Annotated in this window: 20 protein-coding genes and 2 tRNA genes; 10 read left to right on the top strand and 12 right to left on the bottom strand. The window is 67.7% G+C overall.

What is annotated here, in order from left to right; translation table 11 throughout:
* Window positions 1–18 precede the first annotated feature (18 nt).
* Complete coding sequence (gene coq7, locus N7590_RS18560) at window positions 19–663, bottom strand: 2-polyprenyl-3-methyl-6-methoxy-1,4-benzoquinone monooxygenase (RefSeq protein WP_053509146.1); 645 nt, start codon at window positions 661–663, stop codon at window positions 19–21.
* A gap of 196 nt (window positions 664–859) precedes the next feature.
* On the opposite strand from coq7, the gene rplM reads away from it, so the two are divergent.
* Together rplM and rpsI are read left to right on the top strand one after the other, a co-directional pair.
* On the top strand, window positions 860–1,288 hold the full coding sequence (gene rplM / locus N7590_RS18555) for a 50S ribosomal protein L13 (protein WP_005414692.1): 429 nt from the start codon (window positions 860–862) through the stop codon (window positions 1,286–1,288).
* Between the two features lie 2 nt (window positions 1,289–1,290).
* Window positions 1,291–1,683, top strand: a complete 393-nt coding sequence (gene rpsI / locus N7590_RS18550) for a 30S ribosomal protein S9 (protein ID WP_005411311.1) — start codon at window positions 1,291–1,293, stop codon at window positions 1,681–1,683.
* Between the two features lie 280 nt (window positions 1,684–1,963).
* On the opposite strand, the gene N7590_RS18545 is transcribed toward rpsI, so the two are convergent.
* Both N7590_RS18545 and N7590_RS18540 read right to left on the bottom strand, forming a co-directional pair.
* Window positions 1,964–2,038: transfer RNA gene (locus tag N7590_RS18545), tRNA-Gln, on the bottom strand.
* Window positions 2,039–2,093: 55 nt separating this feature from the next.
* Window positions 2,094–2,170: transfer RNA gene (locus N7590_RS18540), tRNA-Met, on the bottom strand.
* Between the two features lie 120 nt (window positions 2,171–2,290).
* Here N7590_RS18540 and N7590_RS18535 point away from each other — a divergent pair.
* The 3 genes from N7590_RS18535 (at window position 2,291) to bfr (ending at window position 3,843) form a co-directional block, all read left to right on the top strand.
* Window positions 2,291–2,911, top strand: coding sequence for an RNA pyrophosphohydrolase (locus tag N7590_RS18535; RefSeq protein ID WP_008265361.1), 621 nt, complete (start codon window positions 2,291–2,293; stop codon window positions 2,909–2,911).
* A 108-nt stretch (window positions 2,912–3,019) separates the two neighbouring features.
* Entirely contained in the window at window positions 3,020–3,229 is a 210-nt protein-coding gene (locus N7590_RS18530; protein ID WP_006473776.1) for a bacterioferritin-associated ferredoxin, read from the top strand.
* Between the two features lie 143 nt (window positions 3,230–3,372).
* Window positions 3,373–3,843 (top strand): bacterioferritin, encoded by a 471-nt coding sequence (gene bfr, locus N7590_RS18525; RefSeq protein ID WP_005419804.1) that lies wholly within the window; start codon window positions 3,373–3,375, stop codon window positions 3,841–3,843.
* A 23-nt stretch (window positions 3,844–3,866) separates the two neighbouring features.
* Here the strand turns inward: bfr and N7590_RS18520 are convergent, their stop codons facing one another.
* From N7590_RS18520 to N7590_RS18510, 3 genes are read right to left on the bottom strand one after another with little or no spacing between them, the layout of a single operon-like run.
* The gene (locus N7590_RS18520) at window positions 3,867–6,068 is read right to left on the bottom strand and encodes an ATP-binding protein (RefSeq protein ID WP_164241288.1); all 2,202 of its coding nucleotides are present in this window, start codon (window positions 6,066–6,068) and stop codon (window positions 3,867–3,869) included.
* A 1-nt stretch (window position 6,069) separates the two neighbouring features.
* On the bottom strand, window positions 6,070–7,956 hold the full coding sequence (locus N7590_RS18515) for an EAL domain-containing protein (RefSeq protein WP_053509153.1): 1,887 nt from the start codon (window positions 7,954–7,956) through the stop codon (window positions 6,070–6,072).
* Between the two features lie 44 nt (window positions 7,957–8,000).
* Window positions 8,001–8,618 (bottom strand): DUF4126 domain-containing protein, encoded by a 618-nt coding sequence (locus N7590_RS18510; RefSeq protein ID WP_008268141.1) that lies wholly within the window; start codon window positions 8,616–8,618, stop codon window positions 8,001–8,003.
* Between the two features lie 179 nt (window positions 8,619–8,797).
* Between N7590_RS18510 and N7590_RS18505 the strand changes: the two genes are divergently transcribed.
* From N7590_RS18505 to ampE, 5 genes are all read left to right on the top strand, one after another.
* Window positions 8,798–9,541, top strand: a complete 744-nt coding sequence (locus tag N7590_RS18505; protein ID WP_164088052.1) for a DUF6776 family protein — start codon at window positions 8,798–8,800, stop codon at window positions 9,539–9,541.
* Window positions 9,542–9,545: 4 nt separating this feature from the next.
* Window positions 9,546–10,010 carry a polymer-forming cytoskeletal protein gene (locus N7590_RS18500; protein WP_008268410.1) on the top strand — a complete coding sequence of 155 codons (465 nt, stop codon included), beginning with the start codon at window positions 9,546–9,548 and terminating at the stop codon, window positions 10,008–10,010.
* A 31-nt stretch (window positions 10,011–10,041) separates the two neighbouring features.
* Complete coding sequence (gene erpA, locus N7590_RS18495; protein WP_049456218.1) at window positions 10,042–10,434, top strand: iron-sulfur cluster insertion protein ErpA; 393 nt, start codon at window positions 10,042–10,044, stop codon at window positions 10,432–10,434.
* A 136-nt stretch (window positions 10,435–10,570) separates the two neighbouring features.
* Window positions 10,571–11,476: an NAD(+) diphosphatase gene (gene nudC, locus N7590_RS18490; protein ID WP_164241287.1), complete on the top strand. Its 906-nt coding sequence runs from the start codon at window positions 10,571–10,573 to the stop codon at window positions 11,474–11,476.
* A gap of 133 nt (window positions 11,477–11,609) precedes the next feature.
* Entirely contained in the window at window positions 11,610–12,497 is an 888-nt protein-coding gene (ampE, locus tag N7590_RS18485) for a regulatory signaling modulator protein AmpE (RefSeq protein WP_053509157.1), read from the top strand.
* Window positions 12,498–12,968: 471 nt separating this feature from the next.
* Here the strand turns inward: ampE and N7590_RS18480 are convergent, their stop codons facing one another.
* The 6 genes from N7590_RS18480 to yccS all read right to left on the bottom strand — a co-directional run bounded on the left by N7590_RS18480 (window position 12,969) and on the right by yccS (window position 19,378).
* Entirely contained in the window at window positions 12,969–13,394 is a 426-nt protein-coding gene (locus N7590_RS18480; RefSeq protein WP_053450984.1) for a DUF2752 domain-containing protein, read from the bottom strand.
* A 43-nt stretch (window positions 13,395–13,437) separates the two neighbouring features.
* Window positions 13,438–13,716, bottom strand: a complete 279-nt coding sequence (locus tag N7590_RS18475; protein ID WP_006473644.1) for a CD225/dispanin family protein — start codon at window positions 13,714–13,716, stop codon at window positions 13,438–13,440.
* Between the two features lie 34 nt (window positions 13,717–13,750).
* Complete coding sequence (locus N7590_RS18470; protein ID WP_008265497.1) at window positions 13,751–14,038, bottom strand: CD225/dispanin family protein; 288 nt, start codon at window positions 14,036–14,038, stop codon at window positions 13,751–13,753.
* Between the two features lie 181 nt (window positions 14,039–14,219).
* Window positions 14,220–16,109, bottom strand: coding sequence for an MFS transporter (locus N7590_RS18465; RefSeq protein ID WP_053511604.1), 1,890 nt, complete (start codon window positions 16,107–16,109; stop codon window positions 14,220–14,222).
* 154 nt (window positions 16,110–16,263) lie between these two features.
* Window positions 16,264–17,058 carry an SDR family oxidoreductase gene (locus N7590_RS18460; protein ID WP_164241286.1) on the bottom strand — a complete coding sequence of 265 codons (795 nt, stop codon included), beginning with the start codon at window positions 17,056–17,058 and terminating at the stop codon, window positions 16,264–16,266.
* A gap of 142 nt (window positions 17,059–17,200) precedes the next feature.
* Entirely contained in the window at window positions 17,201–19,378 is a 2,178-nt protein-coding gene (gene yccS / locus N7590_RS18455; protein WP_279935781.1) for a YccS family putative transporter, read from the bottom strand.
* Window positions 19,379–19,422: the final 44 nt, after the last annotated feature.

The following is a 19,422-nucleotide window of genomic DNA, read 5'->3' as shown; positions in this document are numbered from 1 at the left end:
GCCGGCACTATCTGGGGCTTACAGCCGGTACGCGATGGTCTTCATCACCCTGGAGGCCAGCGCCATTGCCCCGGGAATCGGGAACGGCAGGCGGCGGGCACCGGCCTGTTCGGCGTGTTCCGCATGGCGGGCCTCGTCGTCCTTCATCACCTGGATGACGGCGCGGCTGCGCAGGTCACCGGCCGGCAGGTCGACCAGGTGCTCGTCCAGATGGGCCTCCACCTGGCGCTCGGTTTCGACCACGAAGCCCAGGTTCCAGCCGTCGCCACGCAGCCCGGCCAGGGTGCCGATGGTGTAGCTGCCGGCGTACCACAGCGGGTTGAACAGGCTGGGACGGCTGTCCAGCTCGCCCAGCCGGGTGGCGCACCAGGCCAGGTGGTCGGTCTCTTCCTGGGCGGCTTCCAGCAGGTGTTCACGCGTGGCCGGGTCGCGGGCCACCGCCGCCTGGCCGAAATACAGGCCCTGCGCGCAGACCTCGCCGACGTGGTTGATCCGCATCAGGCCCGCCGCGTGGCGGCGCTCGGTGCTGTCCATGCCCGGCTCGTCGGTATCCGCGGCCGGGTAGGGGCGGGCCGCCGGCGGGTTGCCGAACACCGTGTCCAGGGCGCGCTGCGCCTCGGTCAGCAGGTGGTCCAGCGGGGTGGTCTGGCGGAGTGCGGTCATGGCGGTACGGGTGGGGCGGGGAGGGCCCGATTCTCGCCCGGCCCTGTCGCCCTGCCAACCCGGGGGCAGGGGCGACTTGCGCCCGGCGGCCAGGGTGCGTACAATCCCGCCTCTTACGCTTCACCTTTTCACAACGCGTGGCAGAGTTCCGGCGAGCCTTTCGCCGCAATGAGCCCGACCTAACCTAGAGTTCTTCATGAGCACTTTCACTGCCAAGAACGAGACCGTCCAGCGCGACTGGTACCTCGTCGACGCCGAGGGCAAGACCCTGGGCCGTCTCGCCACCGAGCTGGCCCGCCGTCTGCGTGGCAAGCACAAGCCGGTCTACACCCCGCACGTTGATACCGGCGACTACCTGGTCGTCATCAATGCAGAAAAGATTGCCGTCACCGGCAAGAAGCTGCAGGACAAGATGTATCACCGTTTCACCGGTTACATCGGCAACCTGAAGACCGAATCCCTGGCCCAGGCGCTGGAGCGCCACCCGGAGCGCGTGATCGAGATCGCCGTGAAGGGCATGCTGCCGAAGGGCCCGCTGGGTCGCCAGATGTACCGCAAGCTCAAGGTCTACGCCGGCACTGAGCATCCGCACGCCGCACAGCAGCCGCAGGTTCTGGATATCTAATCATGGCTATCACTCAAAACTACGGCACTGGCCGCCGCAAGTCCTCCACCGCTCGCGTGTTCCTGCGCAAGGGTTCGGGCAACATCACCGTCAATGGCCGTCCGCTGGACGAGTTCTTCGGTCGTGAGACCGCGCGCATGATCGTGCGCCAGCCGCTCGAGCTGACCAAGAACACCGAAAGCTTCGACATCCTGGTCACCGCTGCTGGCGGCGGCACCACCGGCCAGGCCGGTGCGATCCGTCTGGGCATCGCCCGTGCTCTGGTCGAGTACGACGAAACCCTGAAGTCCGAGCTGCGCAAGGCCGGCTTCATGACCCGTGACGCCCGTGAAGTCGAGCGTAAGAAGGTCGGTCTGCACAAGGCCCGCCGCGCCACCCAGTTCTCCAAGCGCTGATTCACTGCGCCTGGTTGGGCTCCTTCGGGAGCCCGCTGGTTGGAAAAGCAAAAGCCCGGCTTCGGCCGGGCTTTTGTCGTTCTGGGGTCATGCATTTCGAGGTTGCCGGCCAGCGGCCGGCACTACCCGTGGTCTGCATACCTGACCCCGGTTTCTGTCTGGGGGAGAGCCCCCTTGATGTTCAAGGGGGCGCGCCGACGGGCGCGGGGATAAGGTGGGATGCGTGACCAAATTAAAAGCAAAAGGCCAGATCTTTCGATCTGGCCTTTTGCTTTTAATTTGGCTGCCCCGGATGGATTCGAACCACCGAATGCCTGAGTCAGAGTCAGGTGCCTTACCGCTTGGCGACGGGGCAAAACGTGCAACTATTTTCTCACTTTTCACACTGGAAAACAACTTGATTTTCAGTGTGGTGGCTATGGGTGGACTCGAACCACCGACCCCAGCATTATGAGTGCTGTGCTCTAACCGGCTGAGCTACATAGCCTTGGTGAGCCCGCTATTCTGCGGATGTGTATCGCCCCTGTCAACACTTTTGTATCGTGCTTGTGGGGCGGCAGAGGGCATGGGATAGTCCCGACCAGTAGATTTTTTAGGAGTCCGCATCGTGATCGATCCGGACGGCTACCGACCGAACGTCGGCATCGTGCTGATGCGGCAGGATGGTCAGGTGTTCTGGGCACGACGCGTGCGCCGGGACGGCTGGCAGTTCCCGCAGGGTGGCATGAATACCGACGAGACGCCTGTCGAGGCCATGTATCGTGAACTGCAGGAAGAGACCGGCCTGCTGCCTGAGCATGTGGAAGTGCTCGGGGCGACACCCGGCTGGCTGCGCTACAAGCTGCCGGCGCGGGCCATCCGCCGCAACGAGCGGCAGGTCTGCATCGGCCAGAAGCAGGTCTGGTTCCTGCTGCGCCTGACCGGCGACGAATCCCATGTGAAGCTGGACCACACCGACTCGCCCGAGTTCGACCATTGGCGCTGGGTGGACTTCTGGTACCCGGTGGAGCATGTGGTGATGTTCAAGCGCGGCGTCTATGCGCGTGCCCTGCGACACCTGGCGCCGTTGGCGCGCGGCGTGGCCGGGCAGGGCGTCACCGCCATGCCCAAGAGCGCCGCCGAGGCCTGGATGCCAGGCCATACGGCCGGGCACGAGCGACCCCGCAAGCGCCCGCGGACCCGCGGCTACTGGCCGAAGAAGGCGCAGGGCGACGGCCCGGCCAGCTGACGGGCTGAACGGTATCGAGAATGGTTCAGGTCTCTGATTGACAACCATTCTCGTTTCCATTGGAATAGCCAACAGGCCGCTTCTGGCCTGTCAGCCCGGTTCCCGCCTGTGTACGTCTGCATCTGCAACGGAGTCACCGACCACCAGATCCGCGAAGCCGCCGGCAATGGCGTCAGCACGGTGGCCGAACTGACCATGCGTACCGGCTGTGGTGCCACCTGCGGTTCCTGCCTGGACATGGCCGGCGAGCTGCTGGCCAAGGCGCGTGCCACCCACGATCTGCCGCTGCCGGTATTGGGCCTGGCCCAGGTCGCCTGACCGTTTCTTTCGCGGCGCGTTGACGCCGCGCTTTCGCATCCTTCACTACTGGCCGCACAGGCCAATGCGCACGATTCGCGTTCCTTCACGAGGCTGCGCAAGGCGCTAAAGTGCCTGCGTTTTCAGCGTGCAGGAGCATCCCCATGAAGGGCGACACCAAGGTCATCGAATTCCTCAACAAGGTCCTCTACAACGAGCTGACCGCGATCAACCAGTACTTCCTGCACGCCAAGATGCTGAAGAACTGGGGCATCAAGGAACTGGCCGAACACGAGTACAAGGAATCGATCGACGAGATGAAGCATGCCGACATGCTCGCCGACCGCATCCTGTTCCTCGAAGGCCTGCCGAACTTCCAGGCGCTGGGCAAGCTGCGCATCGGCGAGAACCCGACCGAGATCCTGCAGTGCGACCTGTCGCTGGAACGCGACGGCGTGGTCACCCTGCGCGAGGCCGTGGCCTATTCCGATTCGGTCGGTGACTACGTCAGCCGCCAGCTGTTCGTGAAGATCCTCGACTCGGAAGAAGAGCACATCGACTGGCTGGAAACCCAGCTGGACCTGATCGAGCGCATCGGCGAGCCGAAGTACCTGCTGAGCAAGCTGGAAGAGTGACGTAGCGTCGAGCTTGCTCGACGCTATCGATGCTGTGCCAGGTAACCCGTCAGCGCGACGCGCGCGCGGGCGAATTCGGCCACCAGCAGCGCCACTGCCACGGCAGGGCGCTGCAGGCTGTCACTGCGGGCTTCATGCTCGATCCGCTGCGCCACCGCAGACAGCGACAACGCGCCGACGTTCGCACTCGATGACTTGAGGCTGTGTGCGATCGCCTGCATGCGCGGCGCGTCGCCATTCTGCGCGGCCTGCTGCAGTTGCTGCACCATTGCCGGAGCATCGTCCAGGAACACCGAGACGATCTGGATGGCGCTCTCGCCGATCACCGCCTGCAGTTCGTCCAGTACATCGCGATCCAGCACCGGTTGCGGCGCCGCCTGGCTCTTCGTACCCGGCAGGGCCGCGCCATGCTCGGCAGTCAGGACCGGGCCGGTGGCGGGCGCATCGCCGCCGAGCGGGTTCGACGCTGCCGCATTGCCCGATCGCTGTCCCCAGCGCTTCAGCAGCGCATGCAGCGTGGCGCGTGCGATCGGTTTGGACAGGTAGTCGTCCATGCCGGCCTGCAGGCAGCGTTCGCGGTCACCGGCCATCGCATTGGCGGTCATCGCGATGATCGGCAGCCGCAGCCGCCCGGATGCCGTTTCCTCGGCGCGCCAATGACGGGTGGCGGCGTAGCCATCCAGCACCGGCATCTGGCAGTCCATCAGCACCACGTCCACGCCGCCTTCGCGCAGGGCGAGCAATGCCTGCTCGCCATCGGCGGCATTGCGCACCTCGCACTGGAATACGCGCAGCAGCTGCTCGGCCACCATCCGGTTGACCGTGTTGTCTTCCACCAGCAGCACGCGTAGATGCAACGGCGGCAACGTCGGCGCGGGCAGTCCGTCTTCAGCATTGGCCAGCAATGCGGCGGGCCGCGCGTGCGCGACCGGCACCGCCAGCAGCGCATGCAGGGCGGCATCATCGAAACGTGCGGGCAGCCGCTGCTGCCGCGGGCGCGCCGCAACGGCGTCGTCCTGCAGCCATAGCACCTGCAGCATGTCTTCCTCACCCCGTTCGGCCAGGGCCTGCTGCAGCGTGGCTTCACCTGCGCGGCGTGCATGCGCGTCGACCAGCAGCCAGGCCGGCGCCGGCTGCCCGGGGCGTGGCGGCGCGCGCAGGCGCTCGACCACCGCGCCAGGCTGTGCCAGCACCTGCACCTGCAGCCCATGGTGGGCAGCGATGCGTTCGACGCGCGCCTGCAGGATCGCATCGGCGCTGCACAGCAGCAGTGCAGCGGGCGGACGTGCCATGGCCGGCAGGTCGCCGGGCACTTTCAGCAGCGGAATCTCGAACCAGAACGTGGCGCCCTGGCCGGGCGTGGACTGCACGCCGATGCGGCCCTGCATCAGGTCGATGATGCGCTTGCAGATGGCCAGGCCCAGGCCGGTACCCCCGTAGATGCGGGTGGTGGAGGCGTCGGCCTGGCTGAAGGACTGGAACAACCGCGCCTGCAGCACCTCGTCGATGCCGATGCCGGTGTCGATGATCTCGAAGCGCAGCTGGTGCTGCGCTGCGCCTTCGCCCAACCGCTGTACCTGCAGCAGCACCTGGCCGCGTGCCGTGAACTTGATCGCGTTGGCCAGCAGGTTGCTCAACACCTGGCGCAGGCGTACCGGGTCGCCGCGTACCGGCAGGCGCACCGCTGGGTCCAGCTGCAACGCCAGCGACAGGCCCTTGGCGTCGGCGGCGCGCTGCATCAGCTGCACCACGCCATCGAGCAGGTCACGCAGGTTGAAGCTGGTGATCTCCAGTTCCAGCGCCTGTGCTTCCAGCCGTGAATAGTCGAGGATGTCGTCGACGATGCGCAGCAGCTGCTGCGAACTGGCCGAGGCGGTGGCCAGCATCTGTCGCTGGTCCTCGCCCAGCGGGCCGCGCGCGATCAGCTCCAGCATCGGCAGGATGCCGTTGAGCGGGGTGCGGATCTCATGGCTCATCGTGGCCAGGAACTCGCCCTTGGCCAGCACCGCGGCCTCGGCGGCCTGCTTGGCCTGCAGCAGCTGCTGCTCCAGCTGCCCCTGGCGTTCGGTGGTGCGGCGCAGCTGGTCGCGTTCGGCGGCCAGTACGCTGCGTTCGCGCTGCAGCTGGGCCAACGCAAGGTTGCGCGCGCGCAGGCGCAGGCCCAACAGCAGCAGCGCGATGGCGGCCACGGCGAGGGCAACCAGCAGCACGCCCCACAGCGGCACGTCAGAGCACCGCGTTGTGGAAGTCGAAGTTCAGGTCGCTGCCGGCCGACTGCACCATGTTGCCCTGGATGTAGTCGACGCCGCCCACCCACATCGCGGCCGCCGCCTGCGGATCTTCGATCTGCTGGCCGATGATCTGCAGCCCGGCTGCATGGGCCTGCTCGATCGCCCTGCGCAGTTCCTCGCGGGTGGCAGGGTTGGCGTGGCTGCTGGAGAAGCGTGCTGCCATGCGCACGAACGACAGCGGGAGGTGGGTCAGCAACGCATCGGCTTCTCCACCCGGTTCGAACTGGCTGAGGCAGAAGCGCACGCCGGCACCGGCCATGCGCTGGCAGAACTGCAGCAGCGGCACGGTGTGGATCAGTGCGTCGGGCAGGCGCACATCGATGACCAGCGCGCTGCCGGGCAGGTCGCGCTGGTGCAGCGACTCCAGCAGCCAGTCGGCGAAGGCATCGCGCTGCAGGGTACGCAGCGACTGCGAGACGAACAGGTTCAGCGGCTGGGTCGCGTGCCGGTACAGGTCCAGCAGGCCCAGCGCATGGTCCATCACCTGCTGGTCGAGGTCGGCGATGCGCCCGGCGGCTTCCGCGGCAGGAATCACCTGGCCGGCCGCCAGCACCGTGCCATCGGCCTGGCGCAGTCGCAGCAGCAGCTGGTACTGCGCGGTGTTGCCGCCGGCGACGGCGACGATCGGCTGATAGGCCAGCTCCAGCTGGCCTTCCAGCAACGCCAGATGCTCCTGTTCGCTGGTCGCCTCGCGGTGCACGTGGCCGGCCACGCCGGCGCTCAGCAGGCGCGCCTGCAGGGTGGTGCGTTCGACGGCTTCCAGGGCACTGTTGGCATCGTCGAATCCGGAAGACAGCGGGGCATAGCCGACCACGCCGCGCAGATGCACGGATTCGTCGTCGCGGATCACGAACGCGCGCGCCGACAGCTGTTCACGCAGGGCCGCGGCGATGCCTTCCAGGCTGTCCTCATCGGCGGTGCGCGCCAGCAGCAGGAAGCTGTTGTCGTTCAGGCGTGCCAGCAGGTGCGGGTGGCCCGCCTCGGCCAGGCGCTGGCCGGCCTGCACCATCAGGCGTTCGAAGGCGGCATACCCATAGCGCTCGCGCAGGCCCAGCGCGCTGGAGACTTCGACGAACAACACGCCACCCGGGTCGCGGTGGGCTAGCGCGGCGTTGAGCTGCTGCAATACGTGGTGCCGTGTCGGCAGGCCGGTTTCCGGATTGCTGGTGGCCGGCGCACCGGAGGCTCCTGGCAGGGTCGCGGCCTGCGCACGCGCGCGCCGGATGCGGTTGGCCACGGCGGCGATCAGGTGGCGCGGGCGGATCGGCTTGCTCAGGTAGTCATCGGCGCCACTGTCGAGCACTTCGAACTGGCGCTCCGGGTCCGGGTCGCCGCTGAGGAATACGATCGGCAGCAGCTGCAGGCCGGGTTGCTGGCGGATCAGCGCGGTCAGGCGCATGCCGTCCAGCCCGGGCAGGTGCAGGTCCATCAGGATCAGGTCCGGGCGGTGGTCCTTGATCGCCTGCAGCGCACCGTCGGCATCGCTGTGCACGATCGCCTGCATGCCGGCACCGTGCAGCACGCTCTGCGCGAACAGTGCCTGGGCGCGATCGTCCTCGACGATCAGCACGCGATAGGGCGAATCGGATGCGGGCGGCGCCTGGTCGTTGTTGCCGGCTTCTGCCAGCGCTGAAGGGCCGGGAAGCGGTGGCGGCGCGCTGTTGATCGACGGTGCATCGGCCGTGCCGCCCTGTGCCGTGACCGCTGCCGGTGCGGCGGGAGCGTGGGTGACCGCCTCGACGGCCCAGCGTTGCCAATGATCGGCCGGAGGGGTTTCAGCGCGTCCCGGGCGGGCGCCCGCGGGGGATTCGATTGCGGCCATCGGTGCTCCTGGTGTTCGCCTTCATTATGCGGCAAGCCCGGCGATCAACCGGTGCCGGGTTGCCGCGGGCTGTCCGTCGCTGCGCCGCGCGCCAGCCAACGCACGCCTTTCCACAAGGTGCGCCAGACCAGCCAGACCAGCAGCGCGCCAGCGAGGCTGCAGGCCAGCACCACCACCAGCGCGATCCAGGGGTGCGCCAGGGCCAGCGCCAGGCCGCCGATCACCACGGTGTCCTCGGCGGCCGACGCCACCCAGTTGCTGGCCGGTTCCGGTGAGGTATTGAGCAGGGCGCGGGTGCCGGCCTTCAAACCATGGCTGGCCAGCGCGACACCGGCACCGGCGGCGAGTGCGCCGGTCCCCAGTTGGCCGTCCGGCGACAACGTGGCGGCGGCAAGGAAGGCACCGGCGGGCACGCGTGCCAGGGTCTGCACCAGATCCCACACCGAGTCCACGCCGGGGATCTTGTCGGCGAAGAACTCGGTCACTGCCAGCGCCGCCGAGGTACCCAGCACCCACCACGATTCGGTGGCCTGCAGGGCCGGTGGCAGGTCGACCCAGCCGAGCAGGCCGGCCAGGCCGACGCCGAACACGGTGAGGTAGACGCGGATGCCGGCCAGCCAGGCCAGCAGGATGCCGATCACGAACAGGTGGGCTTCGGTCATGGCGATGCTCCGGCGACGGAACTGTGCGAGGGGCCTCACTATCGGCGATGGCGTGCCTGAACGCCACAGACCGTGGCCGGCCACTGCGCAGGAAACCCACCCGTCCTGTCATACACTAGCCCGTCGTTTGCCACAGGGGCCGTACCGGTGTCGCTCTTGCGATGCCCCGGAAACCACCCATGAACAACCGCCCTCCCATGCGCGTGCAGGTGCGCCTGCCCGGCGCGCCGCAATCGCCGGTCGATCGTCGCCGCCTTCTGGTGATCGGCGGCATCTGGCTGCTCAGCCTGGTGCTGGCGGTGCTTGGCGGCTGCTGGATGGCGACCCCGCGCGATGCGCAGGGCCAACGCCTGCAGGCCGCCGAGAAGCACGCCGAGACGCTGCAGGCGCAGCTGACCGAGCTGCGCCAGAAGCAGGCCACGCTGGAAGCCTCCGACCGCATCAGCCGCGCCGCCAACACCGAGGTACAGTCCTCGCTGGCCGAGCGCGATGAGGAGATCGCCGGCCTGCGCGCCGACGTCGCCTTCTATGAGCGCCTGGTCGGTTCAACCAGCCAGCGCAAGGGCCTGAACACCCATTCGATCGAGTTCAGCCCGGAAGCGGCCGGCACCTGGCAGTACACCGCCGTGCTGACCCAGAACCTCAACCGCGGTGCCATCAGCCAGGGGCAGATGCGTTTCACCGTGGAAGGCGTGAAGAACGGCAAGCTGGCCACGATCAGCTGGGATGATCTGCACCAGCGCAGCAAGGTACCGGGACAGGATTACTCGTTCCGGTACTTCCAGCAGATCACCGGCAGCGTGATGCTGCCGGCTGACTTCACCCCGCAACGCGTGCGGGTGACATTGGGGAGTGGTACGGGGGGTACCACCCAGGTATTCGACTGGAAACAGGCCGGCGCGCCGGCCAGCAAAGGGGAGTAGGCAGATGTTCGGAAACAGCAAATCCAACCGTGATGGCCAGCTGGTGGTGGATGCCCTGATCGGCAACCAGGTGGTGATCCGCGGTGATGTGGAATTCAGTGGTGGCCTGTACGTGGAAGGCCGCATCCACGGCAAGGTGATTGCCGCCGAAGGCGCCAGTGGTGCCACCTTGACGGTCGCCGAGCATGGCGTGATCGAGGGTGAGATCCGTGCCCAGGTGGTGGTCATCAGCGGCCGCCTGGACGGTGACGTGCACGCCACCGAGAAGGTCGAACTGACCCCGAGCGCGCGGGTCAACGGCAATGTCCATTACCAGGTGGTGGAGATGAATGCGGGCGCCCAGCTGAACGGCCGCCTGATCCATGCCAGCGCCCCGATGGCGGCCCTGCCGGCCCCGGAGGCCGATGACGCCAATGGCGGCAAGGGCGACACCGCCGCGCGCCGCAAGCTGGCCGAGGCGATGGCTTGAAAGCCCTCCTCGGCACCCCCATGCTGACGGCATGAGCACGCTAGTCTCCCTGCCCGGCGCCACCCCGGCCGCCGCGCCCGATTACCAGTCGCTGGAGCGACCGCTGAACTTCACCGAGTCGGCGGCCGCCAAGGTCAGATCCCTGATCCAGGAAGAGGGCAACCCCGACCTGGCCCTGCGCGTGTACATCGAAGGTGGCGGCTGTTCGGGCTTCCAGTATGGCTTCGAGTTCGACGAGAACCGTGCCGAGGACGATCTGGCGGTACAGACCAGCGGGGTGACCCTGCTGGTCGACCCGCTGAGCCTGCAGTACCTGATGGGTGCCGAGGTGGACTACACCGAAAGCCTGACCGGTGCCCAGTTCGTGATCCGCAATCCGAACGCGAAGACCACCTGCGGCTGCGGCAGCAGTTTCAGCATGTAGTAGATCCACGCCATGCGTGGATGCGCGGGGCCCGTCCCCTGCGCGACAAGGTGTGTGGAGCAGGCTCCACACCCACCGCTGGTTTCCGCAAAGCCTGCGGCTTGCCACCTGCATCGATTGGCGGCACGCTTGCCGGATGCCCAATACTTCTTCGCCGCTTTCCGGTTTCGCCTTCGTGGGCGAACCGCTGGAGCGCGCCGATGCCCTGCGCGACGATGCCGATGCACTGGCGCGCCTGTGGCCGGGCGCGCGCATCCTCGTGCTTGATCAGGACGGCAGCGCCTTCACCGGCGATGACGATCAGCCACTGGCGCTGACCGGCGCCGACATCGGCGGGGGCCCCGGTGCCGCGATCTTCCTCGGCCTGCGTGGCGACCAGGCGTGGTTTTCAGTTGAAGCCGGCAGCGTGACCATTACCGCACCACGCCGCCTCGACCTGCGCCAGGCCGCGCTGCTATGGTCGATGGCCGATGCGACCGCCTTCAGCTATGCCCGCGGCATGTCCTACTGGCACTCGCGTACCCGCTTCTGTGGCGTGTGCGGCGGTGCCGTGGCGTTCGCCCGTGGCGGCTTCGTCGGTCGCTGCGCGCAGTGCTCCACCGAGCATTACCCGCGGGTGGATCCGGCGGTGATCGTGGCGGTGGAGAACCAGGGCCGGCTGCTGCTGGGCCGGCAGTCGAACTGGGCGCCGCGCCGCTACTCGGTGCTGGCCGGCTTCGTCGAGCCCGGCGAGACCTTCGAGCAGACCGTGGTGCGCGAGGTGCACGAGGAGAGCAAGGTGCGGGTGACCGCCTGCCAGTACCTCGGCTCGCAGCCCTGGCCGTTCCCGGGGGCGCTGATGATCGGTTTCCGTGCACAGGCGCAGGATGATCTGCCGAGCGTGGACGGTGAGCTGGAAGATGCGCGCTGGTTCAGTGCCGACGAGGTGGGCGCGGCGCTGGCACGCGATGTCGAGGACGATGGCCAAGGCATCCGCGTGTCGCCGCCGATCTCGATTTCGCGTGGCCTGATCGAGCACTGGTACCGCCAGCAGAAGGGCTGAACCGGGTCGTGCGCGACGGCTGTATTGCCGCCACCTGAACACGGCCCGGGTTAGAGTCCGGTTCACCGCTGAGGGCGCCGCTGCGACAGGTAAGGTAGCGGCGCGAGCGTTCTGTTTCGTAGGGAGACCCGCCATGTTCACCACTCTGGCTGCCGTGCTGGTGGCGCTGGCCCTGGGCCATGTCGCCCCGGCCGCTGCTGCCTCGCTGCGCCGTTTCGACGGCTTCCGGCGCTGGCTGGGTTGGCTGGATGCCCGGGGTGGCAAGGCCTGGCAGGGCCCCGCAGGCGTGGCCCTGGCCCTGCTGCCGCCGCTGCTGCTGATGGCCCTGCTGGCCTGGCTGCTGCGCGGGGTGCTGTTCGGCCTGCCGTCGCTGCTGCTGGGCGTGGTAGTGCTGGCATGGTGCTGGGGACCGCGCGACCTGGACCGCGATATCGAAGCGATCATCGACGCCGACGATGCCGCGACGCGGCAGGCGGCGGTGCGCAACCTGCAGGCGGCCGGTGGCAGCCTGCGCGAGGACGTGCCGTCGCTGGTCGAAGCAACGGTGCTCAATGCGCTGCGGCGCTGGTTCGCGGTGTTGTTCTGGTTCCTGCTGCTGGGCCCGGCCGGTGCGCTGGGCTACCGGCTGCTGGCGCTGATGGCCGAAAGCCCGATGCGCGCCCGCGTGCCGGTGGAACCGCTGGCGCTGGCGCAGCGCCTGCTGGGCTGGATCGAGTGGCCGGTGGCGCAGCTGATGGCGTTCTCGATGGCGCTGGTGGGCAACTTCGATACGGCGTGGAAGGCCTGGCGCCAGGCCCATGGCGAGCGCCTGGCCGGGAACATCGGTTTCCTGGGAGCGGTGGCGCGTGCCAGCGTCAATGCCGAGCTGCGCGAGGATGCGCACGACTACACCGAGGCGGGACTGCTGCCGGTGTGGCAACGGCTGCCGGACCTGCGTGATGCGATGAGCCTGGTGTGGCGGATGCTGCTGCTGTGGCTGGCGATCCTGGCCCTGCTGGTGATTGCAGGCTGGGTGACGTAGTTGTATTGCAGGGCTTGCAGCCCTGCACCTGCAGAGGCAACAGCAACGGCAACAGCAGGATTGCTGCGGGTTGGCGGGGTGGGTCGGATGGCGGGGGACGCCGTGAATCCATCCATGGAGGCTTGGTCGCCGCATCCATGCGGCTCACACCCCCGCCATCCGACCCACCCCGCCTTCGACAGTTTTCCGCGCACTGACGTTCTGTAGAGCCGAGCCATGCTCGGCTCCGAGCGAGCGCAGCGAAGCGATCCGCTTGCGCTTTTGATCTTCTTTTTCTTTTCCGTGGTGGACGCGCACGGAAACTGTCCGTGGCCGGGTGGGTGGGCTGCGCAGGGGCGTGAGCCGCATGGATGCGGCGACCGAGCTTACATGGACGTACTTGCAGCGACCCCTGCGCAGCCCACCCATCCGGCCAACCCCATGATCGACAAACGCCGCCCACCACGAGGGGCTGCGCCGTTGGCTGGAAACCTAGATCGGTGCCAGCGCGGTGAACGGCGGCCACGGCAGGTTGCGCAGCAGCGCATACCCGGGCAGCACCCAGAGCCAGAACACGGGATTGGCCAGCACCCGCATCAGCGGGTCGAGCACGCGCGGGCGGATGCCGGCGATGTTCAGCAGCATCAGCAGCAGGAACGGCAGGCTGATGACCAGCAGCGGGTTCATCGCCATCGCGCCCGGAAGGTCGAAATGGACCAGCGAATACAGGCAGCGCGTGCTGCCACAGCCCGGGCAGTACAGGCCGGTCAGCGCGTACAGCGGGCAGCTCGGCAAGGGATTGCCGGCGACATACGGATTGACGTTGCGCAGCACCACCGTGGCACCCACGGCCAGGCCGGCGGAGACCAGCAGCGGCGCCCAGCGGGCGAGTCGGGAACGGGCGGGTAGCGCGGACATGCAACAACGGATCCGGCGCAGGCGCCGGATCCGTCCAGGCGTATCAGTAGCCGCTGTTGCTCATCGCGCCCATGCCGCCGAGCACAACGAAGAACAGCACGTACAGCACGACCACCACGACCCAGGCAATGGCCGACCAGATGGCCCACTTCTTGGCCTTGGCGGCCGAATCCTGGGCGCCGGCGATGTCGCCCGCAGCCAGCTTGCCGTTGACCTGTGCGGCGTAGACGATCGAGACGATGCCGGCCGGCAGACAGCAGAACAGGGTGGTCAGGATGGCCCAGACCAGGTTGTTCGGGACCTGCGGAGTAGCGGTGTTCATGGGTTCAAGCTCCTTGATGGGTGGTGGTTGTGAATCATTGGTCGGAAAGAGCGCCCAGTACGGCCAAGCCGCCGAACAGCCCGAACCACAACAGCAACAGGACCGGCAGGGTCACGGCCGAAGCCACCGCCCACCAGCCCGCCTTGCGCGACGCGCTATACGCCCCCGGCAGGTCGCCGGCCGCGCGGCGGCCATCGACCTGGGAAGCGTAGACGATCGACACCACGCCCAACGGCAGGCAGCAGAACAGCGTCGTCAGGATCGCCCAGACCAGATGGTTGGGGATGTAGACCGGACGGCTGAGCGGTGGTGGTTGATTCAAAGCGAGACTCCATTCCTTGGTGGCCGGCCATGATGCATCGGCCGGACCTCCCCCCTGTGGGTGCGTAATCTACCGCAACCGGCGTTGCATGTATGCGTTTACATGCACGGCATGACGTGCTCCCCACTGGACGGTGGCGTATGCGGGGAGGTCGCCGGGCCCGCCTGGCGGGCCGTTCCGGTCAGGCGTGATCCCCACGCAGGGCGCGCACCCGGGCTTCCAGCGCAGGGGCATCGGTGCCGTGGCCGTCCACGGCCGGAGCCGCCACCACCTCGACGGTGGCGCGGAAGCGGCGCGGCACGCGCATGCGCCCGAGGCGGCTGTCGCGGCGGCTCCACATGCTCGACCACATGCCACGCAGCGCCATCGGCACCACCGGCACCGGCCGCCGTTCGAGGATCTTCTCGACGCCGGACTTGAACGGCGCCATCGTGCCGTCCCTGGTCAGTGCGCCTTCCGGGAAGATGCAGACCAGCTCGCCCTCAGCCAGCGCGGCATCGATCTCGTCGAACGCGCGCTGCATCAATGCCGGGTCTTCGCGCGCACCGGCGATCGGGATCGCCTTGGCGGTGCGGAAGATCCAGCGCATCACCGGGATGTTGAAGATCTTGTAATACATGACGAAGCGCACCGGGCGCGGGATCGTCGCCGACAGGATCAGCGCGTCCATGTAGCTGACATGGTTGCAGACCAGCAGCGCGGCGCCTTCGTCGGGCACATTGGCCTCGATGCCGTGCGGGCGCAACCGGTACAGGGTGCGCACCATCACCCAGCTGAGGAAGCGCATCAGGAATTCGGGGACGATGGTGAAGATGTAGATCGCCACCAGCGCGTTGGCAATGGCCAGTGCCAGGAACTGCTGCGGAATGGTCCAGTGCAGCAGCTTGTGCGCGGCCAGCGACAGCAGGGCCGCGCCGACGATGAACCCGGAATTCTGGATGTTCAGCGCCGCGAACACGCGTGACATCTGCGCCTTCGGCGTGCGGCTCTGGATCAGCGCGAACAGCGGCACCACGAAGATGCCGGTGAACAGGCCGATGCCGATCAGGTCGATGACGATGCGGAGGCTGCCGGGCTGCTGCAGGAAGGTGCCGACGGTCAGCCCGTGCACGGCGGCCTCGCCGCTGCGGGCGAAGTACAGATCAAGCAGGAACGCGGTCATGCCGAACGCACCCAGCGGCACCAGGCCGATTTCCACCGTGCGTGCCGACAGCTTTTCGCACAGCAGTGAGCCGACGCCGGTGCCGACCGAGAACAGGGCGAGGGCGAAGATGTACAGGGTCGGCTCGCCGCCGAGATTGGTCACCGCGTAGGCCGGCAGCTGCGAGGTCAGCACGGTACCGACGAACCAGAACCAGGACACGCCCAGGATCGCGTTGCGCACCGCCTTCTGCTGGCGCGCCATGCGCAGCACCGCCAGCGATTCCGGCAGCGGGTTCCAGTTGATCTTCAGGTTCGGGTCGCCGGCGTCGACCTTGGGAATCAGCCGCGCGGCGATGTTGCCGCAGATGGCCAGGCCGATGATCGCGCACGCCGCCACCACCGTGCCGTGGCTGCCGGCCACGGTGAATACCAGTCCGCCGACGATCATGCCGGACAGGATCGACATCGACGTGCCCATCTCGACCAGGCCGTTGCCACCGGTCAGTTCCTCGGGCTTGAGCACCGACGGCAGCACCGAGTACTTCACCGGGCCGAACAGGGTCGACTGCATGCCGGTGCAGAACAGCGCGATCAGCAGCACCGGCAGGCTCTGGGTCAGGAAGCCGGTGGCGGCCAGCGACATGATCACGATCTCCATGGTGGTGGTGATCACGATCAGCCGCGATTTTTCCAGCTTGTCGGCGATCTGCCCTGCCAGTGCCGAGAACAGGAAGTACGGCAGGATGAAGATGGCTGGCGCCAGCGTGGCGTACAGCCCCAGTTCTTCCTCCGGCACTGCCATGAACAGCAACATGCTGATGATCGCCTGCCGGTAGACGTTGTCGTTGAACGCACCGAGCGCCTGGACCACGAAGAACGGCAGGAAACGGCGCTGGCGCAGCAGGGCGAACTGGTTGTGACCGGACATGGAGCCTCCTTGACCGGCGCAGCCTAGCATTCCTGCCTATCCGCCGGGACCATGGCCGGATGCATCCACGCATGGCGTGGAACTACTGAAGCCCGACGACGGTGGGTGCGGACCTGTGGGTGCGGACCGTTGGTCCGCACACCTGCCGGCTGACTCAGACGATGTCGTCGACCACGCCGCCATCCACGCGAAGCGCCGCGCCGGAGGTGGCCGAGGCCTGCGGCGAGGCCAGGTACACCACCATGTTGGCCACTTCCTCGACCGTTGCGGCACGCTGGATCACCGAGGACGGGCGATGCTCCATCACGAACTCGCGGCCGATCTGCTCCAGCGGCTTGCCGCTGCGCTGGCGTTCATCTTCAAACATCGCGGCGAAACCGTCAGAGAGCGTCGGCCCTGGAAGCACGGCATTGACGGTGACGCCACTGCCGGCCACGCGTTTGGCCAGGCCGCGTGACAGCGACAGCTGCGCGGTCTTGCTGACCCCGTAGTGGATCATGTCGGCCGGAATGTTGCGCGCCGATTCGGAGGAAATGAACAGCACGCGGCCCCAGCCGGCGTCGATCATGGCCGGCAGCAGTGCACGCGACAGGCGTACGCCGGACATCACGTTGGTCTGCCAGTAGCGTTCCCAGGTGGCGTCGTCGGTCTCGAAGAAGTCCTCGGGGCCGAAGATGCCGGCGTTGTTGACCAGGATGTCGACCTTGGGCAGGCCGGCCAGCAGCGTTTCGGCACCGGCCGCATCCGAGAGGTCAGCCGCGACACCAAGCACATGGGCACCCGGTACCGTGGAGAGCAGGTGCTGGCGTGCGCGTTCAATGCTGTCGGCACTGCGGCCGTTGAGGACCACCGTGGCCCCGGCCGCGGCCAGGCCTTGCGCGATCGCCAGGCCGATGCCGGCGGTGGAGGCGGTGACCAGTGCGGCGCGGCCGCCGAGTTCGATCTTCATGGGGACATCCAGGGCAGGGGGATGCCCCAGTATCGATCCGGCGGCGTGATCGGGATGCAGCGCAGGGCGCAACGCGTTGTTGCACGCGGCGCGGTGGATCCACGCCATGCGGGGAGGGCATGCCCGATTCAGCGGTGAGGGATCAGGTCAGGCTGGTCACCGCTTCATTGGCCGCCGCCCGTACCTTCGGCAGCAGGCGCAGCACCAGCGCCATCTGTGTGCGGATCAGCTGCAGCTTCGGTGGCATCGCCTCGTCGATCTGCTCCAGCTCGGCGGCGACCGCGCGATCCGCATCGCTGTCGTCCTCCGCGACCGGCTGCCGTGCGGTCAGCGCCGTCGCCAGCTGCTGCAGTGCCTTGCGCACGCGATCACCGGCGGCCAATGCCAGCGGATCGCCGGCATAACTGTCCACCTGGTCGCGATGTGCGCCCAGGGCCGACAGGTGGCCGAGCAGGGTGTTGGACAGGGCCAGGAAATGGAAGCCGGCGTCCAGGTTGCGGCGCACGTGGCCGGGCTCACGCAGCATGTTCGACAGCGCGGTGGACAGCGCCGCGTCGGCGTTGTGCATGTCGCGGCGGGCGATGCGGTAGGCCAGGTCGTCGCGCATGCCGCTGCGGTACTGGCCCAGCACCGAGTCCAGGTAACGTGCGGCGGTGTCCAGCACGCGCGCCAGCACCAGGTGCAGCTGGCGGCCCTGCCAGTCGGGCAGGATCAGGAACGCCGCCGCCGCTGCGATCGCACAGCCCAGCACGGTGTCGACCATGCGCGGCACGATCAGCACGAAGCCATCGCCGATCAGGTTGAAGCAGGTCAGTGCCATCACCGTGATGGCTGCCGACGCCACCAGGTAGCGGTCGGTGCGGGTGAAGAAGAACAGCAGTGCCGACAACAATGCGATCAGAAGCTGCACGTGCAACTGCGGGAACAGCTGCAGCAGTGCCCAGGTCAGTACCAGCCCGGCGAGCGTGCCGACGATGCGCTGGGCCAAGCGTTGGCGGGTGGCGCCGAAGTTGGGCCGGCACACGAACACGATGGTCAGCAGCACCCATGAACCGTTCTGCGCATTGAACAGGCGGATCGCCGCGAAGCCGGCGATCAGTGCCAGTGCCATGCGCAGGCCATGGCGGAACAGCACCGAGCCGGGCGTGAGCTGCTGGCGCAGGCGCACGCCCATCTCGCGCAGCGTGTGCGGGTTGCTGTCACGCAGGCGGGTATCGACGTTGTCGAGGCTGGCCTCGGAGCGTTCGGCGTCGAGCAGGCGGCGCTCGATGCTGCGCAGGTTGTGCACCAGCAGGTCCAGCGAACCGAGCAGGCGCTGCCACTGTGGCCGCTGCTGGTCACGCAGGTAGGCCAGTGCATCGGCCAGGTCGCGCCCGGCCTGCTGGTTGTTCTCGCCATACACGAACGGGCGGCGCAGGCGGATCGCCTCGCCCAGCCGCGCGCACGCCTGGCCCTGCAGATCGAGCAGGCGCTGGCAGCGGTACAGCACGTCGCTGTGGAAGAAGGCATCGACCAGCGCGCCGTACGGGTAGTGCGAAGAACTGGCGCGTTCGTGGAAATCCTGCGCCATGTAGTACAGGCGCAGGTACAGGCCGGAGTTCACGCCGGGCCGGCCGGAACGGCCGAAGCGCGCCAGGATCGCGGTCTTCGCCTCGTTCAGCGCGCCGACTACGCGCCGGTTCTGCTCGGCCAGGTCGAGCTGGCGGCGTTGCAGGTCGGCCTCGCGCACCGGTTCGAACAGGGCGGCTTTCAACTGCAGGTAGCGGCCCAGTTCCTGGTACAGCCGTGCCACGCGCTCGCGCACCGGCCGGTTGGCGAACAGCGCGGTCCACAGGATCGACAGCAGGCCGTACCAGACCGCACCGGCCAGCAGGTGGCTGACGGCGTCCAGTGCGCTGTGCAGGTCGCTGGCACCATGTTGCTCCAGGCCGATCATGGTGTAGATCGCCAGCGTCACCGTGGCCTGGGCAATGGACGCATAGCGCTCGCCGAGCGCACCGAGCAGGGTCAGGCCGAAGGTGGACAGCGCCAGCGCGCCGATGAAGACCCACGGCCACGGGAACAGCCAGATCACCGACGCCGCGGCGATGCAGAAGCACAGCAGTGACAGCAGCACGGCCTTGGTCCGGCCCCACCAGTTGTCATCGGTCTCGGCGATGGCGCTGGCGATGATGCCCAGGAACACGCCGGGCAGGGCGGTCAGCGCATCCAGCTGCCAGCACGCGGCCACCGCTGCCGTGAGGGCAATGAACACCCGCAGGCCGTAACTGGCCTTCTCGTGGGCCCACAGGCGGCTGAGACGGGATTGTCGGGCGGACATGCAGGCTCGGTGGAAGGATCTGCCACCATTATTGCGGGCTGCGC

It is taken from the genome of Stenotrophomonas sp. GD04024, assembly GCF_029837545.1.
GTDB lineage: Bacteria > Pseudomonadota > Gammaproteobacteria > Xanthomonadales > Xanthomonadaceae > Stenotrophomonas > Stenotrophomonas forensis.
The sequence above is the reverse complement of the archived record's forward strand: the minus strand, read 5'-3'. Positions and strand labels throughout refer to the sequence as shown.